At 38.4% G+C, this 11,315-nt stretch carries 14 protein-coding genes and 1 pseudogene; 5 read left to right on the forward strand and 10 right to left on the reverse strand.

Annotation, left to right across the window (positions count from 1 at the left end; genetic code table 11):
- Both BMX63_RS18200 and BMX63_RS18875 read right to left on the reverse strand, forming a co-directional pair.
- A complete protein-coding gene (locus BMX63_RS18200; RefSeq protein WP_177167354.1) occupies positions 1–162 on the reverse strand; it encodes a hypothetical protein in 162 nt (53 codons plus the stop codon).
- 8 nt (positions 163–170) lie between these two features.
- Positions 171–473 carry a TIGR04104 family putative zinc finger protein gene (locus BMX63_RS18875; protein WP_093137204.1) on the reverse strand — a complete coding sequence of 101 codons (303 nt, stop codon included), beginning with the start codon at positions 471–473 and terminating at the stop codon, positions 171–173.
- 245 nt (positions 474–718) lie between these two features.
- Between BMX63_RS18875 and BMX63_RS15460 the strand changes: the two genes are divergently transcribed.
- The gene (locus BMX63_RS15460; RefSeq protein ID WP_093137233.1) at positions 719–1,534 is read left to right on the forward strand and encodes a YitT family protein; all 816 of its coding nucleotides are present in this window, start codon (positions 719–721) and stop codon (positions 1,532–1,534) included.
- 206 nt (positions 1,535–1,740) lie between these two features.
- Here BMX63_RS15460 and BMX63_RS15465 read toward each other — a convergent pair whose 3' ends face one another.
- The 3 genes from BMX63_RS15465 to BMX63_RS15475 all read right to left on the reverse strand — a co-directional run bounded on the left by BMX63_RS15465 (position 1,741) and on the right by BMX63_RS15475 (position 3,797).
- Positions 1,741–2,802, reverse strand: a complete 1,062-nt coding sequence (locus BMX63_RS15465; RefSeq protein WP_093137206.1) for a C45 family autoproteolytic acyltransferase/hydrolase — start codon at positions 2,800–2,802, stop codon at positions 1,741–1,743.
- A gap of 103 nt (positions 2,803–2,905) precedes the next feature.
- The gene (locus BMX63_RS15470; protein ID WP_093137207.1) at positions 2,906–3,145 is read right to left on the reverse strand and encodes a ferredoxin family protein; all 240 of its coding nucleotides are present in this window, start codon (positions 3,143–3,145) and stop codon (positions 2,906–2,908) included.
- A gap of 172 nt (positions 3,146–3,317) precedes the next feature.
- Complete coding sequence (locus BMX63_RS15475; RefSeq protein WP_093137209.1) at positions 3,318–3,797, reverse strand: DUF1189 family protein; 480 nt, start codon at positions 3,795–3,797, stop codon at positions 3,318–3,320.
- Positions 3,798–4,172: 375 nt separating this feature from the next.
- On the opposite strand from BMX63_RS15475, the gene BMX63_RS15480 reads away from it, so the two are divergent.
- The 3 genes from BMX63_RS15480 (at position 4,173) to BMX63_RS15490 (ending at position 6,061) form a co-directional block, all read left to right on the forward strand.
- On the forward strand, positions 4,173–4,448 hold the full coding sequence (locus BMX63_RS15480) for a hypothetical protein (RefSeq protein WP_177167355.1): 276 nt from the start codon (positions 4,173–4,175) through the stop codon (positions 4,446–4,448).
- A gap of 122 nt (positions 4,449–4,570) precedes the next feature.
- On the forward strand, positions 4,571–5,260 hold the full coding sequence (locus tag BMX63_RS15485) for an adenine nucleotide alpha hydrolase (RefSeq protein ID WP_220083841.1): 690 nt from the start codon (positions 4,571–4,573) through the stop codon (positions 5,258–5,260).
- Between the two features lie 96 nt (positions 5,261–5,356).
- Complete coding sequence (locus BMX63_RS15490; protein ID WP_093137215.1) at positions 5,357–6,061, forward strand: NAD-dependent protein deacylase; 705 nt, start codon at positions 5,357–5,359, stop codon at positions 6,059–6,061.
- A 5-nt stretch (positions 6,062–6,066) separates the two neighbouring features.
- On the opposite strand, the gene BMX63_RS18205 is transcribed toward BMX63_RS15490, so the two are convergent.
- The 5 genes from BMX63_RS18205 to BMX63_RS15510 all read right to left on the reverse strand — a co-directional run bounded on the left by BMX63_RS18205 (position 6,067) and on the right by BMX63_RS15510 (position 10,681).
- Positions 6,067–6,228, reverse strand: a complete 162-nt coding sequence (locus BMX63_RS18205; RefSeq protein ID WP_177167357.1) for a hypothetical protein — start codon at positions 6,226–6,228, stop codon at positions 6,067–6,069.
- Positions 6,229–6,547: 319 nt separating this feature from the next.
- Complete coding sequence (locus BMX63_RS15495) at positions 6,548–8,140, reverse strand: long-chain-fatty-acid--CoA ligase (RefSeq protein ID WP_093137217.1); 1,593 nt, start codon at positions 8,138–8,140, stop codon at positions 6,548–6,550.
- Between the two features lie 32 nt (positions 8,141–8,172).
- Positions 8,173–8,595 (reverse strand): hypothetical protein, encoded by a 423-nt coding sequence (locus BMX63_RS15500; protein ID WP_093137219.1) that lies wholly within the window; start codon positions 8,593–8,595, stop codon positions 8,173–8,175.
- Positions 8,596–8,678: 83 nt separating this feature from the next.
- Entirely contained in the window at positions 8,679–10,370 is a 1,692-nt protein-coding gene (locus BMX63_RS15505; RefSeq protein WP_093137235.1) for a sodium:solute symporter family protein, read from the reverse strand.
- 2 nt (positions 10,371–10,372) lie between these two features.
- On the reverse strand, positions 10,373–10,681 hold the full coding sequence (locus BMX63_RS15510) for a DUF4212 domain-containing protein (RefSeq protein ID WP_093137221.1): 309 nt from the start codon (positions 10,679–10,681) through the stop codon (positions 10,373–10,375).
- Positions 10,682–10,938: 257 nt separating this feature from the next.
- Between BMX63_RS15510 and BMX63_RS18555 the strand changes: the two are divergent.
- A pseudogene (locus BMX63_RS18555) lies at positions 10,939–11,031 on the forward strand (YjcZ family sporulation protein); the annotation flags it as partial.
- Positions 11,032–11,315: the final 284 nt, after the last annotated feature.

Genomic DNA, 11,315 nt, shown 5'->3' on the forward strand with positions numbered 1-11,315 from the left:
TCAATCCTCTCTCTTCTCTACAAATAATAAAATGAACGTCGCGATAGGACCGAGGAACAAGGAGAGTAAAAACCAATTTAATCCTGTACGATTTTTACCCTGTGCAAGTCCTGCATTTATTAATGCTAACGTTCCCCAGCCAACTGCAAATTCATTTTCCATCACAAAAATCACCTACCAAAAGGTTTTTCTTCATTCCTTAATTCCATAAAAAAAGGATAATAAAACAAAAGGATGACGGGCATTCCAAATAATAGTGTAAAAAGCACGAAAGGAGAGAATGGTAAAAAGATGTTTAAGAGCAATGGAAAAGGTAGTAGGATCGTAAACAATGATGCTTTTTTCCTCGTTTTGGAAGAAGGATATTGTTTTTCGCCACAGGATGGACAATTCAATGCTATATCTAATGTAAAATTCTTTCGAAAGGCTTCCTTCCATCTCCAGCAATAACCACAATTTTGGCAAATTGGTATTAAATCATCCTCCCTCTCTCCCTCTGTACTTCATTTAATACGCTCTGATTTTATACGATTACCAATTATAAAAAGTTTCATTAAATATCGGTATGATTTTCTGATGATTTATGGTTTCTTGGATAAAATACCAACTGAAATCTTATTACTCCTATTTGTTCTTATGCTATCAAAGAAAAGAGAGGCTGATTACTTTGCAAACATCCAGAAGAAAAAAGATTTTGAAAGAATTCCTGCAAATTATCATGATTACTATTGGAGCAATTATTGCAAGTATTGGTCTTGAATTGTTTTTAGTTCCTAATGATATTTTAGATGGTGGAGTGATTGGGTTATCCATCATTGCCGGGGCTATTACGAATCTTCAAATGAGTATTTTTATTATCCTGTTTAACATTCCGTTTCTACTAATTGGCTTTCGTCGTATGGGAAGAAAGTTTTCGTTGCACACGTTATATGGCATTATTGTGCTCGCCATTTTTACTGCTATTATGCATCACTTTGAACCCGTAACAGACGATTTATTTTTAGCAACCATTGTAGGTGCTGTCATTCTTGGTACTGGAGTTGGTCTTGTTATACGTACAGGCGGGGCATTAGATGGGACAGAAATTATTGCTATTTTATTTAGTAAAGAACGCCCCGTTTCGGTAGGTCAGCTGGTCATGATTATGAACTTTTTTATTTTCATTCTTGCAGCTTTACTGGTTTTTAGCTGGGAAACAGCGATGTACTCCATCATTACCTATTATATTGCTTTTAAAATGATTGATGTGGTCGTTGAAGGTATGGAGGAACTAAAATCAGTTACCATTATATCTGATGTCCCTGATAAGCTTGCTAATTCCTTAATACAGGACTTAGGAAGAGGAATTACCTTCTTCCATGGAGAAGGGGTCTATACTAATGATTCCAAAAAAATTATCTATACAGTTGTCACGCGCATTGAATTATCAACGGTTCGTTCCATCACCAATGAAATTGATCCTGAAGCCTTAATCGCAATTGAAAATGTAGCCGATGTTTCAGGAAGTAATTTTAAAAAAGGCAGTGTCCATTAAAAAGTGCAGGGATTCTGCACTTTTCAATTATTTGGCTGCTCATTGTTGATTTTCACCAAGTTGATTGGAGCGAAAGTGAGCGAGGCTCCTGCTGGAAGAGCGGTATACGAAAGACCCCGAAGGCGTATGTCAAGGAGGCTCCCGGACCGCCGGCGGAAAGCGGGCGCACTGGATCGCAAATCAACACCTATGTTTATCAGAGCCCATTATTTAAACCAAGTTGCCTTTTCATTCATATGAACAAAAGGCAAGTCGGTATCAACCTCTCCGTAAATTCGATTAAGCTCAAGATCATCTCCGTCCACCCATTTTCCAAAATTAATTTCTAGCGGCTCCTGGTCCCCGCCCAAAGCAAACCAGGCCTTTCGTTCTTTTGGAAAGTATGCAGACGTATGAATCGTTCCAGCCCAATTTTTATACTGTTTGGAAAAAACTCCTTTATCTGTATCATTAAGTAAACGAAAAGCATCATAAGGTTTCTTTATAGATGATTTTCCCCGTTCCATCGCTTCTAACCGTTCGTAGGAATCAACCAGATGATGACGGTTTTCCTCCTTCATGATTTCAAAATGATTAGTACAAACCGTGGATTGACGCACCTCTGTACCACGTGGTGAGGCTTCTACAACCAGAGCCTCTCCCCTTTGATCATAAGCAATAAAGCTAAAGGAATGTCGATGCGGGATCTCCTTTAACATATCTACGGCTTCATCAGCATTTGCACAGGTTTCCAGAATCATACGGCCAATCATATGGCAAATAAACCCTTCACCGGGCTTTTTTCGGTGCATAAAATTGTAGCCTAATACAAGTCCTTTTTCATTAATACCATCAGGACGGCCGGTAATTTTTTGTTCAGGTCCAATTGTGGCGTATCCTTGATCACCAGGTTGAAATAATGCATAGCGGCCTTCATAGGTTTTCGGGTGATAATCATAATTACGAATGAAATAATTTTCTCCCGTTAAAATAGAGCAGCCTGAACGGGCATAAGGTAATCGATAACCGCTAAATTCCATTAATACTCGCTCCATCGGCCATTCTAAGGCATCCTGCAGACCGATAATCTCCTCCCATATTCCAGGAGCAAAACGACAAATGTTGTCCTTTGCTTCTTTTTCATCAACCGAAAACCGCGGCTTTCTCACCTTCCATTGACGTTCACGATTCTTTACAATTAAGGAATCCTTTAGTTGCGCTCCTTGCATACGACCAAATTCATAATGGGAACCACGAAACTGAATGATATCACTATAGATTTGTTTCATCCTAAGAACTCCCTTTTTGGATTGTCGTCTATTACGATTGACCATTCTTTTTAAATAGATAAAACTCCCGTATAAGAGGTGACGGGAGTTTTATCCTTATAACTTACTTATTTGCAAAAAATTCTTTGGCAGCTTCAAGATATGGTACATCTTCGTCTAACATGTCATCCTCATGATAGATAGCTTCGACAGGGCATACAGCCTCACAAGCCCCGCAGTCAATGCAAATATCCGGATCAATATGAAACATTTCTTTTCCTTCTTCTATACAATCAACTGGGCAAACCTCTACACATTCCCCAGCCTTTTCATCCTTACAAGGTGCAGTTATCACAAAAGCCATGTCTGATTCCCCCCATTCTTTGACGTTAAATGAATATACTAAATCAGGAAATCTATTTTTCTAAACTAGCCCTAGACATCCCTAATATAACGAATCATATAGTAAAAACCCCATATTGAAGTCTACCAATTATAAAAATACCATTATTCTTAAATATTCACAATAATAATAATCAATTCCAGCGTTTTTTTGGATAAGTGATAATCATCCGATACATAATGCTATACAAAACCAATAATGGCAGACCATTTGTTATTAGAGGAAAATGGATTGTATGCTTAAATAGAACATGTAAAATTAATGGAGTCGTTAATGCAAAAGCAGTCATTTTCCAAAGCTGCTGATAAGCTAATTTGCGCCTCAATATCCCTTTTAGGATATAGGAAATACCGGCTAACAGTGATATACCCGTTACCGCTAAGAAGATGATTAAAAATGGGTAGATAACGCATAATTGTAAAATATACATACTCCGTGGAATATTTGTATGCTCAAACTGTATTATCATTTGAATAACGTCAGGTACAAATAGTAAAAACAGAATAATACTAATATATACAATCGTATTCCGCATTGATATTCGGTTTAAGCGAAATAATGCGGACTTTTTCGGTAATAAAAAACTATTTTTTAAAGACAGGAAAAACTCCACGAACAGAACCTCCTAATCACATTCATCTATCCATATTCTATACGGATGTCCTAAAATTGTCGATTAGGAGCAATGCTTATATAACATTATAGGAATATCACCTATTTTTTTAACAAGTATGTCCTCTTATTGCCAATTTTCCATATATTTGGTACAATGTATTTTACCAACAAATTTCCAGAATTCTTCGTAAACATCTTTACTTCCCATTCAACTACACTTCATATTTTTTAATCCTTTTCATAATAAAACAAATATTCCAGTAAAAATCATCCCAGTCTAAGCTTTTGTTTTTTTGTTTTGTAAACAGTTATGAACAATTTCAAATGGAGGGAGTGAAGGATTCAGACTATGCGAAAACAAAAGAACTTTTTTATGAAATTGGAGGAAACATGTCATCACTGTGATGGTAAAGGTTATATTGAAGTGTTTTCGGATAGATTTCAGGATATCTTAGAAGACTTGGAACTGTTGTACCCTACATTTGATCAGGCAATGGCAATTGCCCGTGATAAGTTTGAAGAAGAAATTACCCAGGAAACTTGTCCAACATGTAAAGGAAATAAAGTCATTCCTAATCAATACGGTCAAATGTTAATATCCAACAAAGATATGATTGTTGAATTTCTGCAAAAACAGAAGTTAATTTAGCAAAGACCTCACTTTCCTCTAAGTGAAGTCTTTCTACAAACTCCTAATTTTTTATTCCTCTCTATTTTATCCTTCAAAATGTAATGAACGATAATGCATACAAAAATTCAGAGGTGAACTCATTGAAAAAACGAATTGCCGTATCCTTTAGTGGTGGTAAGGACTCGATCCTTGCCTTAAATCGACTTATACAATCTAAAGAGTGGGATGTCGTTTGCCTGGTAACAACAATAACTGAAGAATATAACCGAACAACCATGCATGGAGTCAGGGAGACTCTCTTAGATGAACAAGCTTATGCGTTAAACTTCCCTCTTTACAAAGTTTACATTCCGCCAAACTGTACAAATCAAATGTATGAAAATGTTATGGATCACATGATTCAGCAACTCATTCAGGATGGTATAACACATATGATGTTTGGAGATATTCATCTTGAAGATGTGAAGAGATATAGAGAAAAAATGCTAGAAGATACAGCTATCCAGCCCCTTTTTCCTATTTGGGGAGAACAAACGCAAGTGTTATTCGACGAATTTCTAAATGAAGGTTTTCAAACCATCATTACTTGTGTAGATAGCACACAGCTTTCACCCCAATTTACAGGCAGACTGCTCGACAATAAGTTTCTTAAAGCAATTCCTGAAACCGTTGATCCATGTGGTGAAAACGGAGAATTTCATACCTTTGTCTTTGATGGCCCGCTGTTTCATCAGAAGGTAAACTTTAACGTTGTCAGGGATGTGACCATACGTAAGGATATGTATACAGGGAAAGATCGATTTTTTTATGTTGATTTACAGCCTATTTAAGCTCCACTATTCATATTTGAACAAAGAACAAATTTATAATAGGATATCCATATAAAAATCTCTACTCTTTGATACGTTAAGGTGGTGAGCACAATCATGTTAAAGGAATGGTTGCAAACATCAAATTATACCATTGTGTTTACAGGAGCAGGCATGTCAACGGAAAGTGGATTACCTGACTTTCGTTCTTCGAGTGGGCTATGGAAGCAAAAGGACCCAAGTCAAATCGCAAGTACCGATGCTTTAAATAAAAATGTCGAGGAGTTTATTTCGTTTTACCGTAATCGTGTTCTCGGTGTTAAACAATATCAGCCCAACAAAGGACATTACATCTTAGCTGAATGGGAAAAACAGGGGAAAGTCAAGTCAATTATTACGCAAAATGTAGACGGCTTTCACCAGGAGGCTGGTTCCAAACAGGTAACAGAACTTCACGGAACTCTTCAAAAGCTGCATTGTCAATCATGCGGAAGACAATATAGTAGCGAAGAATATGTTGCAGAAGACTATTACTGTAATGAATGTGGTGGAATTTTACGCCCATCCATTGTACTATTTGGTGAGTCTTTACCACAGGATGCTTTTCAATTGGCTTTTGAAGAATCCGAAAAAGCTGATTTATTTATCGTTTTGGGCTCTTCTCTATCCGTATCTCCTGCTAACCAGTTTCCTTTAATAGCAAAAGATCGAGGAGCAAAATTGGTTATTATTAATCGGGATGAAACAGAGTTTGATCGTTATGCCGATTTAGTTATCCATGATAAAAAAATCGGAGAAGTATTGGAGGAACTAAACTCATAATTAGCTTAACCTTTGCGGAATGCTCTTCTTTCCGCATAAGGGACACATTTAAAACAAACCGGCACACTCTCTCCCTGATCATTATAATACGTCGTTGGTTTTTCGGCTTTTTTCTTACATATCGCACACCTTTTTGGTTTCCATACATTTTTTAATCGCTGCCACATTTTGATGTCCTCCTTCAGCATACTCTCATTCTATCAAAATACTTAAAAAAATGTGAAGAACAGCATTCCTATTTTAAAGAGTGTGTTGAAGCTTATTGTTGATTTTCTACCTAGCGGATTGGAGAAGAAATGCGCGAGACTCCTGCTGAAAGAGCCGTATTCGGGAGACCCAGAAGGCGTATTCCGAGTTGGGACCGCGGCAAGCGACTACACACCGGAGCGGAACTCAAAACCTATGTTTAAACAGAGTCATTTTAACAGGTGTCTCCCCTAAAAGAGAGAAGACACCTGTTATTTGGATGATTCATTAATCCGTCACCTAATTGACCTTTTTATCTCCTTCCCAGTGCATTTCACGCAATCGATATTTTTGCAGCTTTCCCGTCGCCGTTTTCGGTAATGAGTCCACAAATCCCACTGCTTTTGGAGCTTTAAAATGAGCCATATTATCTCTGCAATAGCCAATTATATCATCTTCTGAAAGATTAGCATCGGGTTGTAGGACAATTATTGCCTTTGGTACTTCTCCCCATTTTTCATCCGGGATCGCAATTACTGCTACTTCTCTCACACCTGGATGCTTGTAGAGAATACCTTCTACTTCAGTAGAGGAAATATTTTCACCACCTGAGATAATCATATCCTTTGCCCGGTCACGAATCTCAATATAACCATCAGGATGGGTTACAGCTAAATCTCCGGTATAGAACCAGCCATTCTTTAAGGCTTCCTTTGTTTTTTCAGGATTCTTATAATAGCCTTCCATCACAACATTCCCGCGGGTTATGATTTCACCCAGTTCCTTACCATTCCACTCAACCTCCTCTCCATTTTGACGTATTACTTTTGTTTCTCCGTTAAAGGCAAGTTCAATTCCCTGCCTTGCCTTTATCGTTGCCTGTTCGTCAGGTGATTTTGTCTCAAATTCCTGCTTCCATTCACAATAGAGGATAAATGGGGAGGTTTCTGTCAATCCGTAAACGTGAATCATATTTAGACCTAAGAGTTCTTGAGCTTTGTGGATTAAAGCAGCTGCCGGAGGTGCACCAGCAGTAGCCATACGTGGTTTGGTCGGGATGTTCACCACTTTGGCTTTCGGTTCATTGACCAGCATATTGATAACAGTCGGAGCGCCACATAGCAATGTAATATTCTCCTTCTCAAACCGTTCCAAAATATAAGGGGGATCAACCTTGCGCAGACAAACATGGGTAGCACCTGCCGCGGTTATCGCCCATACACCACCCCAGCCATTTGCATGAAACATGGGTAATGTATGCAGGTAAACGTCATCATAATGTACTCCTAAGTGATACATAAAATTGGCCGCATTCATATAATTTGCACGATGTGTGAGCATAACTCCTTTAGGCTTAGATGTTGTTCCGCTTGTATAATTGATGGTTAAAAGCTCGTTTTCATCAATTTCCACTTCTGGTGGTGAAGCACCTGATGGTACTTCCTTAATAAAATCTTCATAGTCAACTCCGTTTAGTGAGGATTGAAATCCGTCTACAGACACAATAATGATGTTTTCTAAAAAAAGATGAGGAACAATCTTTTCAATTGAACCAGCAAATTCTTCATCTACAATTAACATTTTGGCATCACTGTGTTGAATGATATAGTCCAAATCTTCCCCTGACAAACGATAGTTTAAAGGAACCATAGTTGCTCCAAGCTGACTAATTCCATAAAAGCTCTCAAGCATATAATGTGTGTTCGGAAGCATTACTGCTACATGATCTCCTTTTTGAATACCCGCCTGATGTAAAGCTACTGATAATTGATCGGTACGCTCTGCAAATTCCCTATACGTAAATTTCTTGCAGCCGTCAATTACCGCCGTTTTTTCCGGATAATACTTAACTGCTCTCCTTTTCCAATCCAGCGGAGTTAAAGAAGTAAGCATCTATACCTCTCCTTTCTAATTTTTCTATAAGCCTATGATTGGACTGTTTTTCGAATAAAATGACCTGAACCTAGCCATGTTGATAGGGCAAAAATAAGATAGAGGGCTTGAGTGGCATATTGGCCTTGAAGTAATAGCTGCATACCAATTCCAAGACCTAATGCCGGTACCATAATCAATAGTGTACGTGCAATTCGTTCAAAACCTTTTTTATCTGGTAAGGGCCAGACTCGTGAGAAAACAACTCCAGTCGCAACACCTGTGGCTACAACAATGAGAAGTTGTAAAATAACTGCAGGAGTTGGAAATGGCCATCCTGACATATAATGTCCAATCAAATAAAATAATTCCACAAACAAGGTAATCCCAAGCACTTTTTTTATTGCTAAAAGATTTAGATGAGGATGAAAAATATACAACAGAGTAAGTACAATGAATAGAAATAATATAAGCACCCTTCTTCTCCTTTCTATATGATAGATTAAAAGAGACAGAATCTATTCCTTCTCCTGCTAATCAGGAAAAGGAATAGACGCTATTACTTTTCACTGGAATCAGACACTTTTGGTACCCGAATCTCTTCAACCATATCTGAAATTTCTTTTGGTGGAGCTTGAGTTGTTCTGGAGATGATGAACGATATAATAAAGTTTACTATCGCACCGACTACCCCGATACCAAGTGCATCAATACCTAAGAAGCTATCCAGAATTTGTGTTTCTGTTCCAAAGACTTCTACAGAACGCATAAGCAAAATCATAATTAAAGTAAAGGATAAACCGATGCTAATTCCCCATGTAGCCCCCTGTCGATTCATTCGTTTATCAAATATTCCAAGTAAAATCGCCGGGAATAAACTGGCTGCACCTAAGCCGAACGCAAATGCCACCACTTCACCAACAAACCCTGGTGGATTAATACCAAAATATCCAGCAACAATAACAGCAAGGAAAATCATAATTCGTCCAATTTTCAGCCGTTGTTTTTCAGTCGCTTGTGGTCTAAAGATCCGATAATACAAATCATGTGAAACCGCACTCGACATTGCCAGCAGCAGGCCCGATGCAGTTGATAGTGCTGCCGCTAAACCACCTGCAGCAACCAGTGCAATAATAAATGGTGATAGTTCAGCTACTTCTGGGGTAGATAATACGATAATATCTGGGTCAATCGTCACCTCATTCCCCGGTGAGCTTTCTTCCGTAAAGTTTAAAATTCCGTCACCATTTTTATCATCCAACCCTAACAAACCGGTTTCTTCCCATTTACTGACCCAACTAATTTCTCGAACGTCTGTGATTGACTCATCATTAAATGTATTAATCAGATTGTATTTAGCGAACACACCAATAGCTGGGGCAACTGTATATAATAAAGCAATAAAGATTAAAGCCCAGCCTGCAGACCAGCGAGCAGAACGAACATCTTTAACCGTGTAAAAACGAACAATAACATGGGGAAGACCCGCCGTACCTAACATAAGAGCAAGTGTTACCGCAAATACATTTAGACCAGACATATTTTGAAATGGAGCCAGATATTCATTCATGCCAAGATCAACTTGCAATGTGCTTAGCCGTTCAGCGATATCGGAGAATGTAAACCCTAATTGAGGAACAGGAATACCTGTTAATTGTAAGGATATAGCTGCTGCAGGAATAATAATGGCTATAATCAGCACAAAGTATTGAATAACCTGTGTCCACGTAATACCTTTCATCCCACCCAGCACAGCAAAGAAGGCAACAATCGCCATACCAATGATAACGCCAATAGTTATGTCAACCTGCAAATAACGGCTAAAGACAATTCCGACACCTCGCATTTGTCCTGCTACATACGTAAGCGAAATAAAGATTGTTGCAATTGCAGCAACAGCTCTCGTTTTATTAGAATAGTAGCGATCACCAATAAAGTCAGGTACAGTATAACGTCCAAACTTCCGTAAGTATGGAGCAAGTAACAAAGCAAGTAAAACATATCCACCTGTCCAGCCCATTAAATAAATGGTTCCATCATACCCTAAGAAGGAAATAAGGCCAGCCATGGATATAAACGATGCTGCTGACATCCAATCTGCTGCAATAGCTGCACCATTTGCTACAGCAGGAATTTCCTTACCGGCAACAAAAAAGTTACTCGTATCTTTTACCTTCGCCCACCAGCCGATGTATATATAAATACCAAAGGTGATAACAACCAGGGTGAGGGTTATGACTTCTACATCCAAGGTCATGACTCATCCCCCTTTGAATCCTTCTTTTCTGTAAGAATGACTTCTTCCACACCATATTTTTTATCCAGACGGTCCATTCTTATGGCATAGGTGAAAATTAAGAAAATGAACACAACAATCGATCCTTGATGGGCAAACCAAAAAGATAACGGTAATTCAAAGAAATAGATATTGCTTAGTGGCTCCGCTAAAATAATTCCAGCAACCAGCGAAACAGAGGCCCAAATGACAAGTAATGTAACGATTAAACGTATATTCTTTTTCCAATACTCCCTTTGCCTCTCGCTTAACTGCTTATCGCTCATCCATTTCCCTCCTTAATAATATTTTTAGTTAATTAAAACAAAAATCCAGGCTAATCCATTTGTCACCCCCTTTTATGTACTATAAGTATTTGGTATTTTTTATGAATATTCTAAAAAATGCAATCGTTTTTAAAGTTGGTTATGAAATAAAGACTTAAAAAGGATCCTCATATTCCTAAATATTTAGTCAAAAAATCTATACATAAATCCTTTTCTAACCATAGGATAAAGTAATCGTTTTTAAGGAGGTGTATGGAATGAGCAAAGGTGGCTATGGAACAGGATTTACGTTAATTGTTGTTCTATTTATCCTCTTAATTATTGTTGGAGCCAGCTACGGTGGTGGCTACGGCGGTGGCTTCGGCGGTGGCTACGGCGGTGGCTTCGGTGGTGGCTTCGGCGGTGGCTACGGCGGTGGCTTCGGTGGTGGCTACGGCGGTGGCTTTGGAGGAGGATGGTGGTAAAACCATCCCATGAAAAGGGGCCTTCATAAAGTGAAAGGCCCTTTTTCTTACTATGTTTATTTCGCATAGCTTATACCTGATTGAGTTTGTTCAGACTTTTTGGCTTCATCACTCTTCTTTCCCCACCAGGTTGCCAAAACAGGTCCGGAAATATTATGCCATACACTAAA

Origin of the sequence: Salinibacillus kushneri (assembly GCF_900111405.1) — a bacterium.
GTDB classification, from domain to species: Bacteria; Bacillota; Bacilli; order Bacillales; family Alkalibacillaceae; genus Salinibacillus; species Salinibacillus kushneri.